This is a genomic window from Streptomyces sp. NPDC101166 (genome assembly GCF_044768125.1).
GTDB lineage: Bacteria > Actinomycetota > Actinomycetes > Streptomycetales > Streptomycetaceae > Streptomyces.
Genome location: NZ_JBIWPF010000015.1, coordinates 39,407 through 63,267, shown reverse-complemented (window position 1 = coordinate 63,267; position 23,861 = coordinate 39,407). Strand labels below are relative to the sequence as shown.

At 71.1% G+C, this 23,861-nt stretch carries 23 protein-coding genes; 8 read left to right on the top strand and 15 right to left on the bottom strand.

Annotation, left to right across the window (positions count from 1 at the left end; translation table 11 throughout):
• Positions 1-60 precede the first annotated feature (60 nt).
• Entirely contained in the window at positions 61-291 is a 231-nt protein-coding gene (locus tag ACIRS4_RS25630; protein WP_404200273.1) for a hypothetical protein, read from the top strand.
• A gap of 79 nt (positions 292-370) precedes the next feature.
• Here ACIRS4_RS25630 and ACIRS4_RS25625 read toward each other — a convergent pair whose 3' ends face one another.
• Both ACIRS4_RS25625 and sodN read right to left on the bottom strand, forming a co-directional pair.
• On the bottom strand, positions 371-1,120 hold the full coding sequence (locus ACIRS4_RS25625; protein ID WP_404200270.1) for a VOC family protein: 750 nt from the start codon (positions 1,118-1,120) through the stop codon (positions 371-373).
• A 150-nt stretch (positions 1,121-1,270) separates the two neighbouring features.
• Positions 1,271-1,666, bottom strand: a complete 396-nt coding sequence (gene sodN / locus ACIRS4_RS25620; RefSeq protein WP_404200268.1) for a superoxide dismutase, Ni — start codon at positions 1,664-1,666, stop codon at positions 1,271-1,273.
• 144 nt (positions 1,667-1,810) lie between these two features.
• Here sodN and sodX point away from each other — a divergent pair, with 144 nt between their 5' ends.
• Complete coding sequence (gene sodX / locus ACIRS4_RS25615) at positions 1,811-2,245, top strand: nickel-type superoxide dismutase maturation protease (protein ID WP_404200265.1); 435 nt, start codon at positions 1,811-1,813, stop codon at positions 2,243-2,245.
• On the opposite strand, the gene ACIRS4_RS25610 is transcribed toward sodX, so the two are convergent.
• The gene (locus ACIRS4_RS25610; protein ID WP_404200263.1) at positions 2,149-2,778 is read right to left on the bottom strand and encodes a CGNR zinc finger domain-containing protein; all 630 of its coding nucleotides are present in this window, start codon (positions 2,776-2,778) and stop codon (positions 2,149-2,151) included. The genes sodX and ACIRS4_RS25610 overlap by 97 nt on opposite strands.
• Before the next feature lie 98 nt (positions 2,779-2,876).
• On the opposite strand from ACIRS4_RS25610, the gene ACIRS4_RS25605 reads away from it, so the two are divergent.
• Positions 2,877-3,635, top strand: coding sequence for a class I SAM-dependent methyltransferase (locus ACIRS4_RS25605; RefSeq protein WP_404200261.1), 759 nt, complete (start codon positions 2,877-2,879; stop codon positions 3,633-3,635).
• A gap of 62 nt (positions 3,636-3,697) precedes the next feature.
• Here the strand turns inward: ACIRS4_RS25605 and ACIRS4_RS25600 are convergent, their stop codons facing one another.
• From ACIRS4_RS25600 to ACIRS4_RS25590, 3 genes are read right to left on the bottom strand one after another with little or no spacing between them, the layout of a single operon-like run.
• A complete protein-coding gene (locus tag ACIRS4_RS25600) occupies positions 3,698-4,459 on the bottom strand; it encodes an amino acid ABC transporter ATP-binding protein (protein WP_404200258.1) in 762 nt (253 codons plus the stop codon).
• The gene (locus tag ACIRS4_RS25595; RefSeq protein ID WP_130443624.1) at positions 4,456-5,415 is read right to left on the bottom strand and encodes an amino acid ABC transporter permease; all 960 of its coding nucleotides are present in this window, start codon (positions 5,413-5,415) and stop codon (positions 4,456-4,458) included. Before ACIRS4_RS25595 ends, ACIRS4_RS25600 begins: the two co-directional genes overlap by 4 nt.
• Positions 5,416-5,445: 30 nt before the next feature.
• A complete protein-coding gene (locus tag ACIRS4_RS25590) occupies positions 5,446-6,414 on the bottom strand; it encodes an ABC transporter substrate-binding protein (protein WP_404200255.1) in 969 nt (322 codons plus the stop codon).
• 650 nt (positions 6,415-7,064) lie between these two features.
• On the opposite strand from ACIRS4_RS25590, the gene ACIRS4_RS25585 reads away from it, so the two are divergent.
• The 4 genes from ACIRS4_RS25585 to ACIRS4_RS25570 all read left to right on the top strand — a co-directional run bounded on the left by ACIRS4_RS25585 (position 7,065) and on the right by ACIRS4_RS25570 (position 10,264).
• Positions 7,065-8,297 carry an NADP-dependent malic enzyme gene (locus ACIRS4_RS25585; protein WP_404200253.1) on the top strand — a complete coding sequence of 411 codons (1,233 nt, stop codon included), beginning with the start codon at positions 7,065-7,067 and terminating at the stop codon, positions 8,295-8,297.
• A gap of 149 nt (positions 8,298-8,446) precedes the next feature.
• Positions 8,447-9,412: a zinc-binding dehydrogenase gene (locus ACIRS4_RS25580; protein ID WP_404200251.1), complete on the top strand. Its 966-nt coding sequence runs from the start codon at positions 8,447-8,449 to the stop codon at positions 9,410-9,412.
• 70 nt (positions 9,413-9,482) lie between these two features.
• Positions 9,483-9,692, top strand: a complete 210-nt coding sequence (locus tag ACIRS4_RS25575) for a helix-turn-helix domain-containing protein (protein WP_351095105.1) — start codon at positions 9,483-9,485, stop codon at positions 9,690-9,692.
• The gene (locus tag ACIRS4_RS25570) at positions 9,692-10,264 is read left to right on the top strand and encodes a Clp protease N-terminal domain-containing protein (protein WP_404200248.1); all 573 of its coding nucleotides are present in this window, start codon (positions 9,692-9,694) and stop codon (positions 10,262-10,264) included. Before ACIRS4_RS25575 ends, ACIRS4_RS25570 begins: the two co-directional genes overlap by 1 nt.
• A gap of 33 nt (positions 10,265-10,297) precedes the next feature.
• On the opposite strand, the gene ACIRS4_RS25565 is transcribed toward ACIRS4_RS25570, so the two are convergent.
• The 9 genes from ACIRS4_RS25565 to ACIRS4_RS25525 all read right to left on the bottom strand — a co-directional run bounded on the left by ACIRS4_RS25565 (position 10,298) and on the right by ACIRS4_RS25525 (position 21,196).
• The gene (locus ACIRS4_RS25565) at positions 10,298-11,365 is read right to left on the bottom strand and encodes a helix-turn-helix transcriptional regulator (protein WP_404200245.1); all 1,068 of its coding nucleotides are present in this window, start codon (positions 11,363-11,365) and stop codon (positions 10,298-10,300) included.
• Between the two features lies 1 nt (position 11,366).
• Entirely contained in the window at positions 11,367-12,362 is a 996-nt protein-coding gene (locus ACIRS4_RS25560) for a DUF4097 family beta strand repeat-containing protein (RefSeq protein ID WP_404200242.1), read from the bottom strand.
• Between the two features lie 147 nt (positions 12,363-12,509).
• A complete protein-coding gene (locus ACIRS4_RS25555; RefSeq protein ID WP_130443608.1) occupies positions 12,510-12,698 on the bottom strand; it encodes a DUF6104 family protein in 189 nt (62 codons plus the stop codon).
• Positions 12,699-12,831: 133 nt separating this feature from the next.
• On the bottom strand, positions 12,832-16,626 hold the full coding sequence (locus ACIRS4_RS25550) for a multifunctional oxoglutarate decarboxylase/oxoglutarate dehydrogenase thiamine pyrophosphate-binding subunit/dihydrolipoyllysine-residue succinyltransferase subunit (RefSeq protein ID WP_404200238.1): 3,795 nt from the start codon (positions 16,624-16,626) through the stop codon (positions 12,832-12,834).
• A 358-nt stretch (positions 16,627-16,984) separates the two neighbouring features.
• A complete protein-coding gene (locus tag ACIRS4_RS25545; RefSeq protein ID WP_404200235.1) occupies positions 16,985-18,088 on the bottom strand; it encodes an ATP-binding protein in 1,104 nt (367 codons plus the stop codon).
• Positions 18,085-18,825 (bottom strand): response regulator transcription factor, encoded by a 741-nt coding sequence (locus ACIRS4_RS25540; RefSeq protein WP_130443602.1) that lies wholly within the window; start codon positions 18,823-18,825, stop codon positions 18,085-18,087. The genes ACIRS4_RS25545 and ACIRS4_RS25540 overlap by 4 nt, the downstream gene beginning before the upstream one ends.
• Positions 18,826-18,954: 129 nt before the next feature.
• A complete protein-coding gene (locus tag ACIRS4_RS25535; RefSeq protein WP_404200232.1) occupies positions 18,955-19,632 on the bottom strand; it encodes a spermidine synthase in 678 nt (225 codons plus the stop codon).
• 82 nt (positions 19,633-19,714) lie between these two features.
• Entirely contained in the window at positions 19,715-20,119 is a 405-nt protein-coding gene (locus ACIRS4_RS25530) for an ATP-binding cassette domain-containing protein (protein ID WP_404200229.1), read from the bottom strand.
• Positions 20,120-20,176: 57 nt separating this feature from the next.
• Positions 20,177-21,196, bottom strand: a complete 1,020-nt coding sequence (locus ACIRS4_RS25525) for a DUF5954 family protein (RefSeq protein WP_404200226.1) — start codon at positions 21,194-21,196, stop codon at positions 20,177-20,179.
• Between the two features lie 171 nt (positions 21,197-21,367).
• On the opposite strand from ACIRS4_RS25525, the gene lon reads away from it, so the two are divergent.
• Positions 21,368-23,791: an endopeptidase La gene (lon, locus tag ACIRS4_RS25520; protein ID WP_404200223.1), complete on the top strand. Its 2,424-nt coding sequence runs from the start codon at positions 21,368-21,370 to the stop codon at positions 23,789-23,791.
• Positions 23,792-23,861 lie beyond the last annotated feature (70 nt).

The window sequence follows — 23,861 nt, the reverse complement described above, 5'->3', positions numbered from 1 at the left end:
GCGGGAGCGGTGCCCGCCGACACCTACTCACGCCGGCGGGAACCGTCCTACTCTGAGGACATGGACAGGGAAAACCACGTCTGTCCCGACTGCGGGCAGGCCGTAGACACCGTCGTCCGGCGTCATAAGACGCTGGGCGCCTGGGTCCCGCGATGGGTAGCGGGTCCGTGCCACAACCCCAGCTGCGCGGCGTACAACGAGGGAGGCGTCGAACTGCACGGTCACCCCGAGAACACCCACCCCACCTCCGAACCGGACCCGGCCGACACTCCAACGGCCCCCACGACCTGACCCGGATATCCGTCACCTCCGACCACCGCCGGGCTCGCGTTCACGCGGGCTCGGCGACCGTCGTGCACGGGTGCCGCCCTCACCCCTGAGGGGCGCGGCCGGTCAGGCAGTACAGCCCGCCGACCGGGTCGCGCAGCACCGTCCAGTGCGGGTGGACGGCGACGAGGGTCGCGCCGAGCGCCTCATGACGGGCGCGCACGTCGTCGATCCCGCCGCCGCACGCCAGGTCGAGGTGGGCGGACACGCCCCGCTCCTCGCCGAGCCGCTGGAGCAGGATCCTGATCGGCAGCCCCGCGGGCGGGGCGACCACATGGAACCCGGGCAGCGAGCCCGGCCGGGACGTCCACCCCTCGTCGGCGAGGAGGCCGCCCCAGAAGGCGATTTCGGCGTCGTAGGCGGACGGCGGGACGTCGACGCAGACCTGGTCCAGACGGCTGCCGGCCACCACGGGCGGCCGCGCGGACTCCCCGTGCCAGGGCACCGCGCAGAACAACTGCCCTGCGGGCGACCGCAGTACGGTCCACCCGTCGTGCGCCGCGACCGTGTCCGCGCCCGAGGCGCACGCCGCTGCCGTGAACGCGGGCACGTCCACCACGCAGAAGTCGAGATGCGCCCCACCGGCGCCGCCGGCGACGCCCTGCGCCTTCACACACGCGTCGGCGTCCTCCGCGAGCAAGGTGACGAACTCGCCGTCCTCGCCCCGGGGCGAGGACACCCGTGTGTCCGTGACGGCGGCCCAGAAGGCACAGGCCCGCTCGAAGCCCCCGGCGGGCCGGTCGACGAAGGCGTACGTCCAGCGGACGAGGGCGGCAGGAGCAGGTGAACTCATCCACCGATCGTAGATCGGCACTTGACCGGCCCCCACAAGACCGCACCCGGACCGCGACGGACGCCGGATCGGCGCCCCGCGGACCGGGTGCGGTCACGAAGACACTGCGACGACGGTGGCCGAGCGCAGGTCGAACGGCGTGATCGGGGATCAGGCCTTCTTGGTCTCCCAGAAGATGCGGTCGATCTCGGCGATCAGCTCCAGGGCCTTCTCGCCGGTCTTCGGGTCCGTGGAGCCCTTGGCGGCCGACAGGGCCTTCAGGGTCTCGTTCACCAGCTCGTGCAGCTGGGGGTACTTCTCGAAGTGCGGGGGCTTGAAGTAGTCGCTCCACAGCACGGAGACGTGGTGCTTCGCGAGTTCGGCGCGCTGCTCCTTGATGACGGTGGCACGCGCCTGGAAGTGCGGGTCGTCGTTGGCGGCCATCTTCTCCTGCACGGCCTTCACCGACTCCGCCTCGATGCGGGCCTGGGCCGGGTCGTACACGCCGCAGGGCAGGTCGCAGTGGGCGCTGACCTTCACCTTGGGGGCAAACAGGCGGGAAAGCATGGAGCGTTCCTTCCTCGTGATCGTCTTCTCAGGTGGGACATTACTCCTCGCCGGACAGGTTTTCGCGAGTGCCCCCTAGGGCTTGGGACAAAAGTAGGAGGCGGGACCGAGACTGGTGGGGGAACAACCAGGGGAGGTGCCGGGATGCCGGAGTCGTCGCGTGAGACCGAGCGCACCAGGGCGGCAGCGCCCTTCGGGCTGGCGGAGGTGACCGGCCCGTCGATGGTGCCCACGCTGCGCCACGGCGACCAGCTGCTGGTCCGGTACGGGGCCAGGGTCCGGGCCGGTGACGTCGTCGTGCTGAGGCATCCCTTCCAGCAGGACCTGCTGGTGGTCAAGCGGGCCGTCGAGCGCCGCGCGGGCGGCTGGTGGGTGCTCGGGGACAACGCCTACGCCGGCGGTGACAGCACCGACTACGGCGCCGTGCCCGACGAGCTGATCCTGGGCAGGGTGCGGTTCCGCTACCGGCCGCTCGGGCCGGATCAGCGCTCGCCGCTGGCGCTGGTGCGCTGGGCGCTCTCCGCGGCCAGACCGGTGCCGGCCGACCGGTCGGCCTCCAGGCGCTTGCGGGCGCGGTAGGCGGCCACGTTGGCGCGGGTGGCGCAGCGGTCGGAGCAGTAGCGGCGGGAGCGGTTGGTGGAGGTGTCGAGGTAGGCGTTGCGGCAGGGCGCGGCCTCGCACAGGCCGAGCCGGTCGACGCCGTACTCGGTCAGGTGGAAGGCCAGACCCATCGCGGCGATGGCGGCGTAGCCGGCGGTCGCGTTGGAGGGGTGGTCGGCGAGGTGCATGTGCCACAGCGGGCGGTCGTCCTCGTCCCGGGTGTCGTGGCCGGAGATCTGCGGACTGACCGGGAACTCCAGCAGGAGCGAGTTGAGCAGGTCGACCGCGAGGGTCTCGTCGCCCGCGTCGGCCGCCTCGAACACCGCCCGCAGCCGGCCCCGCACCGCGCGGAAGCGGGTCACGTCCGCGTCGGTGGCCCGGCGGGCCGCCGACCCGTTGGGGCCGAAGAGGTCCCGGACGGCCTGGACCGAGGTCAGCGAGTCCTTGCCCTGTGTCGGCGCCTCGCTGTTGACGAGACGGACGGCGTAGTCCGAGTAATGGGCCAGTTCCACTTGTAGTCCTTACGGGAGGGCTCTATGGTCGTGGTGCGGTCAGGTAACGACTGATCGTGCTTTCAGGGTATTACGTGTCGACCGACGAGGGGGCTCTCATGGCCATGGACACCGGGACCGACTGGCAGCGCTGGCAGCAGAGCTGGGACCGGCAGCAGGAGTGGTACATGCCGGACCGGGAGGACCGCTTCCGCGTCATGCTCGACATGGTGGAGGCGCTCGTCGGCGCCGCCCCGCGCGTCCTGGACCTCGCCTGCGGCACCGGCACCATCACCGCCCGGCTGCTCGCCCGCTTCCCCGACGCCACCAGCACCGGCGTCGACCTCGACCCGGCCCTGCTCACCATCGCCGAGGGCACCTTCGCCGGCGACGACCGGGTCCGCCTCGTCACCGCGGACCTCAAGGACCCGCACTGGCCGGCGAAGCTGCCGTACGACTCCTACGACGCCGTGCTGACCGCCACGGCTCTGCACTGGCTGCACAGCGAACCCCTCGCGGCCCTCTACGGCCAGATCGCCGGACTCGTCCGCGACGGCGGCGTCTTCATGAACGCGGACCACATGATCGACGACACCACGCCCCGGATCAACGCCGCCGAACGGGCGCTCCGGCACGCTCACATGGACCGGGCCAGGACGGCCGGCGCCGTCGACTGGGCCCAGTGGTGGCAGCTCGCCGCCGCCGACCCCGTCCTCGCCGGACCCACCGCCCGCCGCTTCGAGATCTACGGCGAGCACGCCGACGGCGACATGCCCTCCGCCGCCTGGCACGCGCGCGTACTGCGCGAGAAGGGCTTCGCCGAGGCCCGGCCGGTGTGGTGCTCGCCCTCGGACACCCTGCTGCTCGCCCTCAAGTAGCACCCGCGCACGCGGAGGGGGCGGTACGAAGGATCTCGTACCGCCCCCTCACCCGGGCCGGGTCACAGCACCTTGGACAGGAACGCCTTCGTCCGCTCGTGCTGCGGGTCCGTCAGGACGTCGCGCGGGTTGCCGGACTCGACGACCACACCGCCGTCCATGAACACCAGGCTGTCGCCGACCTCGCGGGCGAAGCCCATCTCGTGGGTGACGACGACCATCGTCATCCCGGACTCGGCGAGGTCGCGCATGACGTCGAGGACGTCACCGACCAGCTCCGGGTCGAGGGCCGAGGTCGGCTCGTCGAACAGCATCAGCTTCGGGTCCATCGCCAGCGCGCGGGCGATGGCCACCCGCTGCTGCTGGCCGCCGGAGAGCTGCGAGGGGTAGTTCCCGGCCTTGTCGGCCAGGCCCACCCGGTCCAGGAGCTGCGTCGCGCGCTCCTTGGCCTGGGCCCTGCTCGTGCCCTTGACCTGGATCGGGGCCTCCATCACGTTCTCCACCGCCGTCATGTGCGGGAAGAGGTTGAACCGCTGGAACACCATGCCGATGTCCCGGCGCTGCAGCGCGACCTCGCTGTCCTTGAGCTCGTGGAGCTTGTCGCCCTTCTGCCGGTAGCCGACCAGGTTCCCGTCGACGTACAGACGGCCGGCGTTGATCTTCTCCAGGTGGTTGATGCACCTCAGGAAGGTCGACTTGCCGGAACCGGACGGGCCGATCAGGCAGAACACCTCGCCGGACTGGACCTCCAGGTCGATGCCCTTGAGGACCTCGACCGCGCCGAAGGACTTGTGGACGCCCTCGGCCTTCACCATCGCGGTCATGCCACGCTCCTCGATCCGAACAGGTTCGCCTTGATCTTCTGGAAGACCGTCGGCGGCAGGCTCCGGCTGGAACCCCGCGCGTAGTAGCGCTCCAGGTAGTACTGGAAGACGCTGAACACGCTGGTCATGACCAGGTACCAGATCGAGGCGACGAAGAGCATCTCCATCACGGCGTACGACTGGGAACCGATCACCGAGGTCGAGCGCAGCAGCTCGTTGTAGGTCACCGCGTACACCAGCGCCGAGGTCTTCAGCATGTTGATGAACTCGTTGCCGGTCGGCGGCACGATCACCCGCATGGCCTGCGGGATCACGATCCGGCGCAGCGTCTTGCCGTGGCTCATGCCCAGGGCGTGGGCCGCCTCCGTCTGCCCCTCGTCGACGGCCAGCAGGCCGGCGCGGCAGATCTCGGCCATGTACGCGGCCTCGTTCAGGCCGAGGCCCAGCAGGGCGCACATGAACGGGGTCATGACGTCCGTCATCTCGTCCTTGTAGATCGGACCGAGGTTCAGGATCGGGAAGATCAGCGCCAGGTTGAACCACATCAGCAGCTGGACGTAGACCGGGGTGCCGCGGAAGAACCAGATGTACAGCCAGGCCACGCTGTTGGTGACCGGGTTCTTCGACAGCCGCATCACGGCCAGCAGCACGCCCAGCACGACGCCGAGCACCATGGACAGGAGGCTGATCAGCAGCGTCCGGCCGGCGCCCGCGATCACGGTCGAGTCGAACAGCTTGTCGGACACCGACTGCCAGCGGATGTCGCCGTGCGCGAAGGCGTTGACCAGCAGCGCCAGGAGCGCGAGGACGACGACGGCGCTGACCCAGCGCCCGTAGTGGCGCACCGGGACGGCCTTGATGGCCTCCGGCGGACCGGCGAACGCAGAGTCCTTCGTCACAGGAGGCTGGTCGGCCGGCGGCGCGCCCGCGCCGGACTTGTCGAGCTTGTCAGTCATGGGGACTGCCCTTCAGTGGTGCTGGGGGTCTTACTTGCCGCCGTTGACCTGAGCGGCCTTGATCGCGCCGCTCTGGGCACCCCACTTGTCCAGCACCTTCTGGTACGAACCATCCTTGATGATCCCGTCGACGGCCTCCTTGAGGGCGTCGCGCAGCTGGGTGTTCTGCTTGTCGACGACGATGCCGAAGGGTCCGGCGTCGTACTGCTCGCCGACGACCTCGAAGGCGTTGCCGCCGTCGGCCTTGCGGGCCATGTCCACGGCGACCGGGTAGTCGTTGACGCCGGCCACGGCGCCGCCCGACTTCACCCGGGTCTGGGCCTCGGTGTCGTTCTCGAACGACTCGATCGTGATGGCCTTCTTGCCACCGTCGGTGCACTTCTTGGACTGCGCCTTCAGGGCCTCCTCGTAGGTGGTGCCCCGCTGCACGGCCGCCGTCTGGCCGCAGAGGTCCTCGATGGACTTGATGCCCTTCGGGTTGCCCTTCTTCACGTAGACGGCGGTGCCGGCGGTGAAGTAGTCGACGAAGTCGACGCCCTCGCCCAGCTTCTTGCCCTTGTCGTCCAGGCCCTCCTGGCGCTGCTTGTTGTCGGTGATCGACGACATGGCGATGTCGTAGCGGCCGGTGTTGACCGCGGTGATCAGACCGTCGAAGGAGCCCGAGGTGAACTTGAACTCGACGCCGAGCTGCTTGCTGAGCGCGGCGGCGATGTCGGGGTCGACGCCCACGATCTTGCCGCCCTCGACGTACTCCATCGGCGCGTACTCGGCGTTGGTGCCGACCTTGATGACGCCCGCGTCCTGGATCTTCTTCGGCAGCTTGGCGAAGAGGGGCGCAGTGCTGGCCTTGCCCGACGCGTCTACGTCGCCGCTGCCGCTGCCGCCGGCGGTCTGGTCACCGCAGGCGGTGAGCAGCAGGGCGCCCGCGACCGCGAGGGAACCGACCGCGGCTAGCCGGGTGCGCGCGGCGGTGGTAGGGCGGATGGAACGTGCGGACATGGTGAGTGCCTCCGGCGGATGGAATGGAGATGCCGATGGGTCGACGAGAACACACACCTTCGGGTGTCGCGACCTCGTGTGATTACCGCATCTTGCCATTCGGACTGCGCCATTCGAGGGGGCAGCCATGTCAAAATCGGATAACGGGCGACCCCCGAACCGCACCAGTCCGGTACATCACGGCCGTGCAAGGCCGCACCTTCTCCTGGAATGCATTCCTCCGGCCGGAAGATCTTCGGTTCATCTCACGATGCGGTCGTCGGAGATACTGCGCGTACGTCGACTTGAGTGCGTGTCAAGAGTTTGTCCGGTCCTCGCCCTCGTGTTGGGGCGTGAGAGCCATGTCACTGAGATGATCACCGAGGGCCCGTCGGAGCGGTCGGCGGCGTTCGGGGGGCAGTGTGACGTGCGGGGGCTGTGGGACTCCTGCAAGATGCGGCATGTGACCTTGCACGGATTGGACTCGTCCTGGGGCGCGTCCGTCCGGTAAGAAGGTTCTTCACACCCCTCATCCGGGGCTCAGGGCGCGTGTGCGGCGCGCCCGACGCGCAGGCCCGTACGGATCACCGCCTGGGACCTGCGCGATGCCCGCCCACTTCTCAACCAGGAGTGGCCACCCTCATCCATGAACACCTAAGGGGTAAGACACAGTGGCAGCGGAGATCGTCAATCCTCGCAGCGAGAGCGAATCGGACACAACGGCCAAGGAGGGCGGTGCGGAGCCCCTCGACTCGTTCGATCCGGCGTTCGCGCTGCACCGCGGCGGCAAGATGGCCGTGCAGGCCACCGTCCCGGTTCGCGACAAGGACGACCTGTCCCTCGCCTACACTCCCGGCGTCGCTCGCGTGTGCACCGCGATCGCGGAACAGCCGGAGCTGGTGAACGACTACACCTGGAAGTCGTCCGTCGTGGCCGTCGTCACCGACGGCACGGCGGTCCTCGGGCTCGGTGACATCGGGCCCGAGGCCTCTCTTCCGGTGATGGAGGGCAAGGCGATCCTCTTCAAGCAGTTCGGCGGTGTGGACGCGGTCCCGATCGCGCTCGCCTGCACGGACGTCGACGAGATCGTCGAGACCGTGGTGCGCCTCGCGCCCTCGTTCGGCGGCGTCAACCTGGAGGACATCTCGGCGCCGCGGTGCTTCGAGGTCGAGCGTCGGCTCCAGGAGGCGCTGGACATCCCGGTCTTCCACGACGACCAGCACGGCACGGCGGTCGTGACGCTGGCGGCGCTGCGCAACGCGGCGCGGCTGAGCGGGCGGACCATCGCCGACCTCAGGGCCGTCATCTCGGGCGCCGGCGCGGCCGGTGTCGCCATCGCCAAGATGCTGGTCGAGGCCGGCATCGGGGACGTCGCGGTCGCCGACCGCAAGGGCGTCGTCTCGGCGGACCGGGAGGATTTGACCGACGTCAAGCGCCAGCTGGCCGGGTTCACCAACAAGGCGGGGCTGACCGGCTCGCTGGAGGAGGCGCTCGCGGGCGCCGACGTCTTCATCGGCGTCTCCGGCGGCACGGTCGCCGAGGAGGCGGTGGCCTCGATGGCCGAGGGCGCGTTCGTCTTCGCCATGGCCAACCCCAACCCCGAGGTGCACCCCGAGGTCGCCCACAAGTACGCGGCGGTCGTCGCGACCGGGCGGTCGGACTTCCCGAACCAGATCAACAACGTCCTGGCGTTCCCGGGCATCTTCGCGGGCGCGCTGCAGGTGCGGGCGTCCCGGATCACCGAGGGCATGAAGATCGCCGCCGCCGAGGCGCTGGCCGGTGTCGTCGGCGACGACCTCGCCGCGGACTACGTCATCCCGTCGCCGTTCGACGAGCGGGTCGCCCCCGCCGTGACCGCGGCGGTGGCCGCGGCCGCGCGGGCCGAGGGCGTGGCCCGTCGCTGACGATCCTGACGCGGCTCTGAGGACGGCCCCGCCCGCCACGGGTGGGGCCGTCCGGCTGTGTGCGCCCCCTGCGGGCGAGTTGGCAAGAGGGCATGTCTCACAGCGGCGTCCGGTTTCGCCCGCCGGGCGCGGACCCTATCGTCGGCTGCATGTTCGCCGTCTACGCCGCTCGCATCGATCGTGACCAGCCGCTGAACGGACTGGAGTCGGGGGAGCGCCCCGCCCCCGAGAGCCGGCCCGGCTGGAGCACCGTCAACGTCCGCGCCGCCTCCCTCAACCACCACGACCTGTGGTCCCTGCGCGGGGTGGGCCTCGCCGAGGACAAGCTGCCGATGATCCTCGGGTGCGACGCCGCCGGCGTCGACGAGGACGGCAACGAGGTCGTCCTGCACTCCGTGATCGGACAGACCGGGCACGGCGTCGGACCCGACGAGCCCCGCTCCATCCTCACCGAGCGCTACCAGGGCACCTTCGCCGAGCAGGTCTCGGTGCCGACCTGGAACGTCCTGCCCAAGCCCAAGGGGCTCTCCTTCGAGGAGGCCGCCTGTCTGCCCACGGCCTGGCTGACGGCCTACCGCATGCTCTTCACCAACGCCGGCGTCCGGCCCGGTGACTCGGTGCTCGTCCAGGGGGCCGGCGGCGGGGTCGCCACGGCCGCCATCGTGCTCGGCCGCGCCGCCGGGCTGCGCGTCTTCGCGACCAGCCGGGACGAGGCCAAGCGCAAGCGTGCGCTGGAGCTGGGCGCCGTCGAGGCGTTGGAGCCGGGCGCACGGCTGCCGCAGCGGGTGGACGCCGTCATCGAGACCGTCGGCGCGGCCACCTGGTCCCACTCGGTGAAGTCCCTGCGGCCCGGCGGCACGCTCGTGATCTCCGGCGCGACGAGCGGGGACCGGCCCTCGCACGCCGAGCTGACCCGGATCTTCTTCCTCGAACTCAAGGTCGTCGGCTCCACGATGGGCACCAAGGAGGAGCTGGAGGACCTGCTCGCCTTCTGCGCCGCCACCGGCGTCCGCCCCGTCATCGACGAGATCCTTCCCCTCGACAGGGCCCGCGAGGGCTTCGAACGCCTCGCGTCCGGCGAACTGTTCGGCAAGGTCGTCCTCACGAACTCCTGACACACACCGACGCGCATCCCGCATGTCAACCAGGGTTGACGATCCTCTCGTGTCAACGTAAGTTGACGGCATGACCGAAGCAACGGATCTCGCCGCACGCGCCGGCGACCGCGATCCCCGGGTCGGACTGCGCGCCGTCGCCGCCCTGCGCAGGCTGCTGGAGCAGCTGGAGGCGGTGCAGGTGCGCAGCGCCCGCGACCAGGGCTGGTCGTGGCAGGAGATCGCGGCGGAACTCGGCATCAGCAGGCAAGCCGTCCACAAGAAGCACGGGAGGCAGTGATGTTCGAACGGTTCACGAAGGACGCCCGGGACGTCGTACGGGGCGCGGTCGAGCAGTGCGAGGGCTCGGGCACGCGGACGGTGGGCGCCGAGCACCTGCTGCTCGCCCTGCTGGAGCGGACGGCGAGCCGCGGATCGTTCGCACTGACCGCTCTGGGGCTGACGGATGAGCGCCGGCAGTCCGTACGGCGGGCGCTGGAGGAGGCACGGCGCAGGGCGGGCCTCTCCCGGGCCGACGCCGACGCCCTCGCCGGCCTCGGCATCGACGTCGCGGAGATCGTCTCCCGGGTGGAGGAGACGCACGGCGTCGGAGCCATGGCGGGTGGGCGCCGAGGTGGGTCGAGCACCGGCCGGAGCGGGCGTCCCCGCTTCGGCCGCGACGGCAAAGACATCCTGGAGCAGTCCCTGCGCATCGCCCTGGCCCACCGTGACAAGCACATCGGCGACGAGCACCTGCTGCTCGCCCTCACCGCCCGCCCCGGCCCGCCCGCCGAGACCCTCGCCGACCACGGCGTCACCCACGAGGCCCTGACCCGTGTCCTCTACGGCGAGAACCAGGCCCAGGCGGGCTGAACGAACCGCCGCCGTCCCCCCGGCCTCCGGCCCTCAGGGCTTCGGGCTCCTGAGAGCGGCGCCGATGTGGGCCGCCGCCGCGGACAGATGGCGGCGGGTCAGTCGGAACTGCTCCGGGGTCACGCCGTTGTCGCGGGCCGCGTCGCGGATGTCGTCGCGGAAGCGGTCCAGCAGGCGGTCCAGGTCGCGGGCGGGGTCGCCGCCGGCCTCCTCGTGAGCCCAGGCAGGCTCGTACCCGGCCGGGAAGTCCTCCGGCGTCTGCGAGTACTCGGGAGGCGCGGTCGCCGTTCCCTCCGTGCCGGTGCCGGTGCCGGTGCCGGTGCCGGTGCCGGTGCGGCCGAAGCCGAAGTCGCGGCCGAACTCCCTGCCGTAGTCCTTGCCGAACTCGCCGAACTCCTTGGCCAGTTCGGTCAGGCCCTCCCGCACGCCCGTCGGCCAGTCGCCCCGGGCGAAGTGGCTCTGGACCTGCTCCTGGACGCGCCGCGCTATGCGCTGCACCTCCTCCTGGGCCTGGGCGCGGGCCTTGTCCTGGGCCTCCTTGGCCTGCCGGTGCGCCCGCTGGGCCTCCTCGCGGGCCCGGCGGCTCTCGTCCTTGGCGCGGCGGGCCTGTTCCTTCCACTCCTGCTTGGCCCGGCGCATCTCCTCCTTGGCGGCCCGCCACGACTCGTTGTCGCCCGGGTACGCGTGCGTGTCCCCGCCGGCAGCCGGGCCGCGCCGGGCCTCGGTCGCCGCCGCCCGCATCTCGCGCCGCAGATCGCCCGCCGCGCCGCGCACATCGGCGCGGATCTCCGCGGCGAGCTCCGCGACGGACTCGCGGATCTCCAGCTCCAGGTCGGCCAGCTCACCGCTGCGGTCGGCCAGTTCGGCCCGCCCGGCGTCGGTGATGGCGTACACCTTGCGGCCGCCCTCGGTGGTGTGGGTGACCAGACCCTCGGCCTCCAGCTTGGCCAGCCGGGGGTAGACGGTGCCCGCCGACGGCGCGTACAGCCCCTGGAAGCGTTCCTCCAGGAGGCGGATCACCTCGTAGCCGTGGCGCGGGGCCTCGTCCAGAAGCTTCAGCAGGTAGAGACGGAGGCGGCCGTGGGCGAAGACGGGGGGCATGTCAGAGCACCTTCTTGTCGGTCGTGCTGTCGGCCGGGGCGTCGGAGGGGGCCTTTGAGGGGGGCGGGGGCGCGTCGTCCGGGCCGCGAGTCGCATTGTGCCCTGTGCCGGCCGGTGAGCCGTCGGGCGACCCGAAGCGGACCTCGGCGGTCACAGCGTCCTCCTCCGCCTCCCAGGGGCCGTCCTCCTCGGTCGCCGGGCGGCGCAGCAGGGCGATCGAGCCGGAGACCGTCGTCGCCTTCAGCCTGCCGCTGCCCGCGCCGAGCCGGCCGGTGATCCGCTTGGCGCCCCACTGGCCGCTGACCCGCAAGTCCTCGAAGGCGTTGGACACCGCGCCGCTCGCCGTGTTCGCCTCGACCTCCGCGTCCGCCGGGTGGGGCAGCCGGATCGCGATCTCGCCCGAGACGCTGGTCAGGCCGATGTCGGTGGGGCGGCTCGCCGGATCGAGGTCCACGATCATCGACCCGCTCACCGAGTCGGCCTTCACCGAGGAGCCCGCCTCCACGACGGTCAGGTCCCCGGAGACGGAGTTGAAGCGCAGATCGCCGGTGAGGGCCTGGGCCTCCACGCTCCCGGAGACGGTGTCCGCGCGCACCGCCCCGGTCAGCCGCACCAGCGTGGTGTCCCCGGAGACGCCCCGCACCTCGGTGCGTCCGTCGATCCCCGAGACGACCGCCCCGGCGCTCACGGCACCCACCTCGACGCGCGTGCCCGCCGGCACGGCGAGCGAGACGACGGCGCTGCGGCGCCACCCCTTGCGGTCGAGCCATTTGAGGAACCCCTTCCAGGGCAGGTCCTCGTAGGCCACGGTCAGGATGCCGTCGCGATGGGTCACCACCAGAGGCGGGCCTTCGATGTGCGACACCTCCAGACGGGCGGGACCGCCGTCGTCCGTGCCCACGACGTTCACCGTGCCGTTGACCACGCGGACGTGCAGCTCGCTGACCGGCTCGTCGAAGGCGAGCTTGCGCGGCTCGGCGACGGACCACTCGGACATGGCAGACCTCCTAGACCTGGGACGGAGCGACACGCCATATCGCGTCTCCCTCCAAACACGATATATCGCGGTCACGGAAAGTCAAGACACACGAAAGGGGCGCCCCGAAGGGCGCCCCTGGACGAGGACGGCAGCCGTCGGCGGGCCCTACTCGTCGTCCTCGTCGAACTCGTCGTCCAGCCGCGCCAGCCAGGTCGCCAGACGCTCCACCGGCACCTCGAAGTCGGGGTTCAGGTCCACGAACGTCCGCAACTGCTCGGCGAGCCACTCGAAGGTGACCTCCTCCTCGCCGCGCCGCTTCTCGAGTTCTTCGATGCCACGGTCGGTGAAGTACATGACGAGTGCTCCGTGTGTCGGTCGCAGGGAGGGGACAGCAAAAGGATAGGCGGCCCCGGCCCGCACGCCGAAGGGCCCGCCCCGGAAGACTCCGGGGCGGGCCCTTCGACCTGTACGGCAGGGGGTCAGAGGCTCACGCCTCGAACACCTCGCGCACCAGCTGCTCCTGCTCCGCCTGGTGCCGCTTGGCCGAGCCGACCGCCGGGGACGAGCCGTGCGGGCGCGAGATGCGGCGCAGGCGCTCGCCGTGCGGGACGTCCGCGCCGACGGCCAGGTCCAGGTGGTCGATCAGGTTCAGGGCGATGAACGGCCAGGCGCCCTGGTTGGCCGGCTCCTCCTGGGCCCACAGGTACTTCTCGGCGTTCGGGTACTTCTTGATCTCCGCCTGGAGCTCCGCGCCCGGCAGCGGGTACAGACGCTCGATGCGGATGATCGCCACGTCCGTCGCGCCGCGCTTCTGACGCTCGGCCTCCAGGTCGTAGTACACCTTGCCGGCGCAGAAGACGACCTTGCGGACGGCGGCCGGGTCCACCGACGCGTCGCCGATGACCGGGCGGAACTGGCCCGTGGTGAACTCCTCCGCCTTCGACGCGGCGGCCTTGAGGCGCAGCATCGACTTCGGGGTGAAGACGACCAGCGGCTTGTGGTGCGGGTTGTGCACCTGCCACCGCAGGAGGTGGAAGTAGTTCGACGGCAGGGTCGGCATCGCGACCGTCATGTTGTTCTGGGCGCAGAGCTGCAGGAACCGCTCCGGGCGGGCCGACGAGTGGTCGGGGCCCTGGCCCTCGTAGCCGTGCGGGAGCAGCAGCGTGACGCCGGAGGTCTGTCCCCACTTCTGCTCCGCCGAGGAGATGAACTCGTCCACGACCGTCTGCGCGCCGTTGACGAAGTCGCCGAACTGCGCCTCCCACATCACGAGCGCGTCGGGGCGGGCCAGCGAGTAGCCGTACTCGAAGCCCATCGCCGCGTACTCCGAGAGCAGCGAGTTGTAGACGTTCAGGCGCGCCTGGTCCTCGGAGAGGTACATCAGCGGCGTGAACTCCTCGCCGTTCTCACGGTCGATGATGACCGCGTGGCGCTGGCCGAACGTGCCGCGCTGGGAGTCCTGGCCGGCCAGGCGGACCGGGACGCCCTCCAGGAGGAGGGAGCCGACGGCGAGCGTCTCGCCCATGCCCCAGTCGATGGTGCCGTCCTCGACCATCGCCGCACGGCGCTGGAGCTGCGGCAGCAGCCGCGGGTGCGCGGTGATGTGGTCGGGGATGTTGACCTGGGACTCGGCGATCCGCTTGACGACCTCGTCGGAGACGGCGGTGCTCACCGCGACCGGGAAGTTGTCCTGCCCGTCGCGGGAGTCGCCGGCGGCCGGCTGCGCGGTGGCCTCGCGGACCTCCGTGAAGACCTTCTCCAGCTGGCCCTGGTAGTCCTGGAGGGCCTGCTCGGCCTCTTCCAGGGTGATGTCGCCGCGACCGATGAGGGACTCGGTGTAGAGCTTGCGCACCGAGCGCTTCTTGTCGATCAGGTCGTACATCAGCGGCTGGGTGAAGGCCGGGTTGTCCGACTCGTTGTGACCGCGGCGGCGGTAGCAGATGAGGTCGATCACCACGTCCTTGTTGAACGCCTGGCGGAACTCGAAGGCCAGCCGCGCGACGCGGACCACGGCCTCGGGGTCGTCGCCGTTCACGTGGAAGATCGGGGCCTCGATCATGCGGGCCACGTCCGTCGCGTACATGGAGGAACGCGAGGACTCGGGGGCCGCGGTGAAGCCGACCTGGTTGTTGATGACGATGTGGACCGTGCCGCCGGTGCGGTAGCCGCGCAGCTGCGACATGTTCAGGGTCTCGGCCACCACGCCCTGGCCCGCGAAGGCCGCGTCGCCGTGGATCGCCACCGGCATGACCGTGAAGTCCGTGCCGCCCTTGTTGATGATGTCCTGCTTGGCGCGGACGATGCCCTCCAGGACCGGGTCGACCGCCTCCAGGTGGGAGGGGTTTGCGGCCAAGGAGACCTTGATCTGCTCACCGTCCAGGCCCGTGAAGGTGCCCTCGGCGCCCAGGTGGTACTTCACGTCGCCGGAACCGTGCATCGACTTCGGGTCGAGGTTGCCCTCGAACTCGCGGAAGATCTGCGCGTACGACTTGCCGACGATGTTCGCCAGCACGTTCAGCCGGCCGCGGTGGGCCATGCCGATGACGACCTCGTCGAGGCGGGACTCCGCCGCCGAGTCGATGACCGCGTCGAGCAGCGGGATGACCGACTCGCCGCCCTCGAGCGAGAAGCGCTTCTGGCCGACGTACTTGGTCTGCAGGAAGGTCTCGAACGCCTCCGCCGCGTTCAGCCGGCGCAGGATGCGCAGCTGCTCCTCGCGCTCCGGCTTGGTGTGCGGGCGCTCGATGCGGTCCTGGATCCACTTGCGCTGCTTGGGGTCCTGGATGTGCATGAACTCGATGCCGGTGGTGCGGCAGTACGAGTCGCGCAGCACGCCCAGGATGTCGCGCAGCTTCATCAGGGACTTGCCCGCGAAGCCGCCGACCGCGAATTCCCGCTCCAAATCCCACAGGGTGAGACCGTGTTCGGTGATGTCCAGGTCGGGGTGCTTGCGCTGGCGGTACTCCAGCGGGTCGGTGTCGGCCATGACGTGGCCGCGGACCCGGTAGGAGTGGATCAGCTCGAAGACGCGGGCGGCCTTGGTGACGTCGTCGTCGTGGCTGGCGTCGATGTCCTTGAGCCAGCGGACCGGCTCGTAGGGGATGCGCAGGGCCTCGAAGATGTCGTCGTAGAAGCCGCTCTCGCCGAGCAGCAGGTTGGCGACCTGGCGGAGGAACTCGCCGGAGGCCGCGCCCTGGATGACCCGGTGGTCGTAGGTCGACGTGAGCGTCATGACCTTGGAGACGCCGAGCTTGTTCAGGGTGTCCTGGGAGGTGCCCTGGAACTCCGCGGGGTAGTCCATGGAGCCGACGCCCATGATGACCGACTGGCCGGGCATCAGGCGCGGCACGGAGTGGACGGTGCCGAGGCCGCCGGGGTTGGTCAGGGAGACCGTGACGCCGGTGAAGTCGTCCATCGTCAGCTTGTTGTCGCGGGCGCGACGGACGATGTCCTCGTAGGCCTGCCAGAACTCGAAGAAGTTCAGCGTCTCGGCCTTCTTGATGGCGGCCACGACGAGCTGGCGGTCGCCGTTGGGCTTCACCAGGTCGATGGCCAGGCCGAGGTTGACGTGCGGCGGCTTGACGAGGGTCGGCTTGCCGTCCTTCTCGCCGAACGACCAGTTCATCGACGGCATGGCCTTGATGGCCTGCACCATCGCGAAGCCGATCAGGTGCGTGAAGGAGATCTTCCCGCCCCGGGCGCGCTTGAGGTGGTTGTTGATGACGATGCGGTTGTCGAACAGCAGCTTCACCGGGACCGCGCGCACGGACGTGGCCGTGGGCAGCTCCAGGGAGGCGTTCATGTTCTTGGCGACCGCGGCGGACGGACCGCGCAGCGTCACGTACTCCGGTCCCTCGGAGGAACCGGCGGACCCGTCGGCGGGAGCGGCCTTCGCGGCCGGCTTGGCGGCCGGCGCGGCCTTGGCGGGCGCCGGGGCGGCCTTCGCCGGGGCGGCCTGGGCCGCGGCGGGCTTCGGCGCGGCGGCCGGGGCCGGCGCGGGAGCCGGGGCGGCGGGAGCCTGGGCCTGGGCCGGAGGCGTGGTGGTGGTCCCTGCGGCCCCCGCGGCCGCAGTACCCGCCGGAGCCGGAGCGCTGGCGGCCCCCGGCTTGTAGTCGGCGAAGAAGTCCCACCAGGCACGGTCTACCGAATTCGGGTCCTGGAGGTACTGCTGATAGATCTCGTCGACGAGCCACTCGTTCGGACCGAACGCGGCAGCGGGGTTCTTGCCCGCTTGGTCTGCGTCGGTCGAGATGCTCGAGTTACTGGGGGACTGTGGCGACACGGCGGCAACCGCCCTCTTCCGCTTCACAAGGTGATGGACAGCGGGAATAAAGGCTACGCCCCCTGGAGGGTGAAGGTCAGGCCGGGCTGCCGCATCGTCACGTAAGTCACATCTTCCAGCGCGTTTCAGGGGTTGAAACGGCGGGAAACAAGCGCAGTTGCGCTGCAAAAGGAAACGTTTGACGCAGGGGGCGCGCACCGAGTGCGTCACTTCCGTGCCGGTCCTTCACGAAACCCGGCCCGACCCGCGCCGACCTGCGTCGGCGCATGCCTGATCACACGGGCCCGGCTCGCCGCCGCGGGGGGCGGCAGCAGCGGGAAACGCCAGTGGATCTTGTGGCTCCGGTTGGCACTTTACGTCAACTTGGCACAGAAGGCTCTCCCGGAAGAGTGATAAGAATCCGGCAACCACGCTCGGATTCGGCCACTCCGATCCGGCCTCCGTGCAGATCGACCGCCCAGCGGGCGATCGCCAGTCCCAGGCCCGTGCCGCCGTCGCTGCCCGGCCCGTGCGGCCGGCGGACGGCGCCGCGGTTGAAGCGCTCGAAGACCCGGTGCCACTCCGACCGCGGAATGCCGGGACCCTCGTCCAGCACCTCCAGCTCCAACGACTCCGGCAGCGGGCCCCGGCGCGCTTTGACCGTCACCCGACCGTGCGGCGGACTGTGCTTGACCGCGTTGTCGATGAGGTTGGCGACGACCTGGTGAATGCGCTCCGGGTCCGCGTGCGCGGTCAGCTCCGGCGGGGTGACGTCCAGGTGCAGATGGACGTCCGTGCGCGTGTGACTGCCGCCCGAGCCCATCGTCGCGCGCGCGGAGGCCACCATGTTGGCCTCCTTCAGCACTCCCGACAGATACGGCCACACCTCGAACCGCCGCCTGCGCAGCGGCACCACGCCGTTGTCCAGCCGGGACAGATCGAGCAGGGTCTCCACCAGCCGGCCGAGCCGCTCGGTCTGCTTGAGGGCGGTGCGCATCGTCTCCGGGTCCGCCTCGGCGATCCCGTCGACCACGTTCTCCAGGACGGCCCGCAGTCCCGCGATGGGCGTGCGCAGCTCGTGGGAGACGTTGGCCACCAGCTCCTTGCGCTGGTTGTCCTGCGCCTCCAGCTCGTCCGCCATGGCGTTGATCGTCTGGGCCAGGTCGCCCAGCTCGTCTCGGCGGTTCTCGCTGACCCGGCGGGTGTAGTCGCCGTGCGAGATGGCCCGCGCGACCGTGTTCATCTCGTCCAGCGGCGCGGTGAGCGAATGCGCGACGAACTGCGTGATGAGCAGTGTGGCGATCATCGAGAAGACCGTGATGAAGCGCAGCTCGGTCTCGGTGCGCATGGCGATCATCATCAGTCCGGTGGTGATCAGCACCGAGATGACGACCAGCGCACCCAGCTTCGTCTTGATCGAGAACGGTCGTACTCCGCCCCAGGGCTCCCTGGAGACCCTCGGTCCGGCCGGCCCGCCGCTCATGGCGTCGGGGTCTCCAGCGCGTAGCCCACGCCGTGCACCGTGCGGATCCGCTCGGCGCCGATCTTCCGGCGCAGCGCCTTGATGTGGCTGTCGACGGTCCGGGTGCCGGAGGCGTCGGCCCAGTCCCACACCTCGGCGAGCAGCTGCTCGCGCGAGAGCACCGCGCGCGGGGTGTTCGCCAGGCAGACCAGCAGGTCGAACTCGGTGGGCGTCAGGTGCACGTCCTCCGAGCGCACCCGTACCCGGCGCTGCGCGTGGTCGATCTCCAGTTCGCCCAGGCGCAGGATGCCGGAGCGGGGCGTGGTGGCCGCGACCGCGGCCCGCTCCACGCGGCGCAGCAGCACGTGCACACGTGCCGCGAGCTCCCGCATGGAGAACGGCTTGGTCATGTAGTCGTCGGCGCCCACGCCGAGCCCGACCAGCATGTCGGTCTCGTCGTCGCGAGCGGTGAGCATCATCACGGGCACCGGACGGGCGGCCTGCACTCGGCGGCACACCTCGAGGCCGTCGAACCCGGGCAGCATGATGTCGAGGATCAGCAGGTCGGGCTGCCAGGCCTCGGCGGTGTCGACGGCCGCGGGGCCGTCGCTCGCCGTTTGCACGAGGAATCCCTCGGCGCGCAGGCGGGCCGCGATGGCGTCGACGATGGTCGGGTCGTCCTCGACCACGAGGACGCGCCGCTGCGCGCCCGGGGTCGCCGTCGCCGTGCCGTTGTGTGCGGTGTGTGTCTGCTCCATCGCCCGCCCCTGGGGTGCTGTGCCGGGATCCGTGGGGTGATCCCTCTTCTGCTGTCTGCGCATGACTGCGGTTGACGCGTGAAGTATTCACGTCAGGGCAGCAGCGTACGGGGAGCCGGCGCGGCTTTGCTATCCAGGTCGGACGGCGAGATGCACGATGTCGGGCGCTCCCCGGGCAACCGGGACCTCTTCGGTACGCACCTGCTGGAACCCGGCATTCCTCAGGGTTCGCTCGAATTCGGCGGAGGGTTGTGCGGACCACACCGCGAGAACCCCACCGGGTCTCAACACCCCTGCACAGCCTGTGAGTCCGGCCGGAGTGTAGAGGCCCTCGTTGCCCTCGGTGACCGTCCAGCCGGGTCCGTTGTCGATGTCGAGGCACAGCGCGTCGAAAGTGGCGTATGTCTCATTGACGTAGTCCAGCAGGTCCGCTTCCACGATCTCCGTGCGCGGATCGGCGAACGCGGGGCCCGAGATCGCGGCGAGCGGCCCGTCGCGGTGCCACTCCACGACGGCGCGCTCGCGCTCCACGACGGTGATGCGGCCCCAGCCGGGGTCGGCGGCGGCGTGCGCCAGCGAGAAGCCGACGCCCAGGCCGCCGATCAGCACGCGCGGCGCGGTGCGGCCGCCCAGCGCGGCCAGCGCCGCGTCCACGAGCAGCCGCTCGGAGCGGCCGTCGGAGGTGTCCATCAGGAAGCAGCCGTTGGCGATGATCTGGAGCACTTCCCCCTGCCGGCGCAGCACCACCTCGCCGTAGGGGCCCGCGCGACGGTCCAGCACCTCGGGAAGGTCGTCGAAGACGGACATCGGTCCATCCTGGCACCGCGCCGGCCGTTCGTCGGCGGAACGCGCAAGAAGGCGCGGCACGCCCGCGCGTGAGCACACCCGCTCATCGGACGGGCGGCACGAAGGCGTCGTAGCCGTCGGCCGCGTCCGGTGCGGCGAGCGTGCCGTGGAACACGACGTTGCGCCGGTGCAGGACGGTCGCGTCCGCGCAGACTCCGCGAACGTCCTCCGCCAGCATATGAGTCGACAGCAGGACGCACGATGTACGGCCCAACTCGCGCAGCAGGTCGTGGAAGCGGGCCTGCTGTTCCCGGTCCAGGCCGACCGTCGGCTCGTCCAGGAGCAGCAGTTCGGGGGAGTTGACGACGGCTTGGGCGATGCCGACGCGCTGTTTCTCCCTGCCCGACAGACGGCCCAGCCGCTGCCCGAGCCGGTCGCCCAGCCCGACCGCCCGGGCGGCCCACTCCACCGCGGCACGGCGCGCCCGCGCCCGCGCACCACCCCTCACGTCCTGCGCGCCCCGCGACGCCTCGCGCGCGCCCCCCTTGTCCCCTTCCGACGGTCGTCAGTCGTCGTGCACCACTGTGCCGTCCTCGTGCAGGGTCGGGTGCAGCTTCATCGGGCCGTAGTCGTCGAGGTCGGACGAGCGGGGCGGCTCGGGGCCGTCCGGGCCCATGCGGACCATCCGCTCCACCCGGCAGATCCGGAACAGCCGGTCCTCCACACGGGCCTCGTCGGCGCGGCCTGCCGCCCGGTAGGCCTCGGCCGCGCGCGCGTACACGGCCTTCCTCGCCTCGTCGAAGCCGTACAGCAGCGCCCAGAAGCGCGCCATCCCGTCGTGCAGCAGCCGGCGGGCCTCGTGCGGGGTGGCCATGAGGGCGCCGTGCGGGGTCCAGCCCGTGCCGTCGTGCTCGGCCACCGAGAAGCCGACGGGCAGACAGACCACGTCGGGGTGCGTCAGCACCGCGCGCGCGGAGCCCTCCCGCACGTCCGCCGGGTAGCGGGAGCCCGTGTACGCGAAGTCCCGCAGCCCCAGCCGCAGGGCGCCGGCCATCGGCCCCTCGTCGCGGCCCGGGTCGAGGACGAACCCCAGGTCGGGGGAGGGCGTGTCGTCCCGGCCGTCCCACAGCGGGGCGGCCGGCTCCGGGTCCGTCGGGCGGGGCGGCTCCAGCCCGTCGTCCCCCATGCGGGCGAACTCGTCGCCGCGTACGACCCGGTAGCGCACGCCCAGCGCCGTCACCTCGTCGGCCGGCTCGCGCTCCAGCACCCGAACGGCGCTCAGCAGCTCACGGCGGACGGCCGGGTCGTCGGTGTCGTCCTTCGCCCTGAACCACAGGTGGGAGTTGAGGCCGTCGCGGGCCTGCTGCGGGGTGCCGTTCACGACCGGCTTGAGCAGCCGCCATCGCGGGTCGCCCGCGGAGGGGTCCTGCGCCGCGACACCGAAGACGGGCCCGCGCGGGGCGATGTCCGGGTAGCGCCGGGACGCCTCGACGGCGTCCGCCTCCATCACCCAGGCGACGGGGTCGTCCCGGCGGACCAGCTCCGCGTGCAGGGCGTCGAGCCGTTGCTTCCAGTCATCGGTCATGTGCGCATTGTGCTGTCGGCGCCGGTCCGCTTCGGCGGGAACGCCGGAAGTGGGTGCGGGGGAGACGGGGGAGGTGATCGCCCACAGCGAACGGGGGCCGATCCGGGGAACATCCGGTGACCGCCGCGCATTGAGTCGGCATAACTCAACTTGACTGCCGAAGGGGAGATCATGGCTGCTGAGTCCGCAGCGTTCACACCGCTCACCCTGCCCGTGCTGCCGCTCGACGACGAAGTGGTGCTGCCCGGGATGGTGGTTCCGCTCGACCTGAACGACGCCGACGTGCGCGCCGCGGTGGAGGCCGCCCAGGCCGCCGCCCGGTCCGAATCCGGCAAGCCCAGGGTCCTGCTGGTGCCGCGCATCGACGGGACCTACGCGAGCACCGGCGTGCTCGGCACGGTCGAACAGGTCGGCCGGCTGGCCGACGGCGACCCGGGCGCGCTGATCCGGGGCCGCAGCCGCGTGCGCATCGGCGCCGGCACCACCGGCCCCGGGGCGGCGCTGTGGGTCGAGGGCACCCGCCTGGAAGAGCAGACGCCGGAGCCGCTGCCCGGTCATGTCACGGAACTGGTCAAGGAGTACAAGGCCCTGGCCACCGCCTGGCTGCGCAAGCGCGGCGCCTGGCAGGTCGTCGACCGCGTCCAGGCCATCGACGACGTCTCCGCGCTCGCCGACAACTCCGGGTACTCGCCGTTCCTCACCACCGAACAGAAGGTGGAGCTGCTGGAGACCGCGGACCCCGTGGCCCGGCTGAAGCTGGCCGTACGTCAGCTGCGCGACCACCTCGCCGAGCAGGACGTCGCCGAGACCATCGCCAAGGACGTCCAGGAGGGCGTCGACAAGCAGCAGCGGGAGTTCCTGCTGCGGCGGCAGCTGGAAGCCGTGCGCAAGGAACTGCGCGAGCTGAACGGCGAGCAGGAGGGCGAGGAGTCCGACGACTACCGCGCGCGCGTGGAGGCCGCCGACCTGCCCGAGAAGGTCCGTGAGGCCGCCCTCAAGGAGGTCGACAAGCTGGAGCGCGCGAGCGACCAGTCGCCCGAGGGCTCCTGGATCCGCACCTGGCTGGACACCGTCCTCGAACTCCCCTGGAACGAGCGAACCGAGGATGCCTACGACATCCAGGGCGCCCGGGCCGTCCTCGACGCCGAGCACGCCGGCCTGGAGGACGTGAAGGAGCGGATCACCGAGTACCTCGCGGTGCGCAAGCGGCGCGGCGACCGCGGCCTCGGCGTCGTCGGCGGGCGGCGCGGGGGCGCCGTGCTCGCGCTCGTCGGCCCGCCCGGCGTCGGCAAGACCTCACTCGGCGAGTCCGTCGCGCACGCCATGGGACGCGAGTTCGTCCGGGTCGCCCTCGGCGGCGTCCGGGACGAGGCCGAGATCCGCGGCCACCGGCGCACCTACGTCGGCGCGCTTCCGGGCCGGATCGTCCGCGCGATCAAGGAGGCCGGGTCCATGAACCCGGTGATCCTGCTGGACGAGATCGACAAGGTGGGCTCGGACTTCAGGGGCGACCCGGCCGCCGCCCTCCTGGAGGTCCTGGACCCGGCGCAGAACCACACCTTCCGCGACCACTACCTGGAGGTCGAACTCGACCTCAGCGACGTGGTGTTCCTCGCCACCGCCAACGTGCTCGAAGCCATCCCCGAGGCGCTGCTCGACCGGATGGAGCTGGTCCGCCTCGACGGCTACACCGAGGACGAGAAGATCGTCATCGCGCGTGACCACCTGCTCCCGCGCCAGCTGGAGCGGGCCGGCCTCGACGCCGGCGAGGTGACCTTCGAGGAGGGCGCGCTGCGCAAGCTGGCCGGCGAGTACACGCGCGAGGCGGGTGTGCGCAACCTTGAGCGGTCCGTGGCACGGCTGCTGCGCAAGGTCGCCGCCCAGCACGAACTGGGTGAGCGGGAACTGCCCTTCACCGTCACCGAGGACGATCTGCGGGCCCTCATCGGCCGGCCGCACCATGTGCCCGAGTCCGCCCAGGACCCGGCCGAGCGGCGGACGTCGGTGCCCGGCGTCGCGACCGGCCTCGCGGTCACCGGCGCGGGCGGCGACGTGCTGTACGTGGAGGCGTCCCTCGCCGACCCGGAGACGGGTGCGGCGGGACTGACCCTGACGGGACAGCTGGGCGACGTGATGAAGGAGTCGGCGCAGATCGCGCTGAGCTTCCTGCGCAGCCACGGGGCCGAGCTGGAACTGCCGGTGGCCGACCTGAAGGACCGGGGCGCGCACATCCACTTCCCGGCGGGCGCGGTGCCCAAGGACGGCCCGAGCGCGGGCGTCACGATGACGACGGCCCTCGCGTCGCTGTTGTCGGGACGGCTGGTCCGCACGGACGTGGCGATGACCGGCGAGGTCTCCCTGACCGGGCGGGTCCTGCCGATCGGCGGGGTGAAGCAGAAGCTGCTCGCCGCGCACCGGGCGGGAGTCGCCACCGTGATCATCCCCAAGCGCAACGAGCCCGACCTGGACGACGTCCCCGCGGAGGTGCTGGACAAGCTCGACGTCCACACCGTCACCGACGTCCGCCAGGTCCTGGAACTGGCGCTCGCGCCCGCCGCGGACGGCGCGACGCCCGAGGTTCCGGTCGCGGCGTGACGGACGCGGCCGGACGAGGCGGGCCCGGGCTCCGTGAGGGAGGCCCGGGCCCGTCCGGCACGACTCGGTC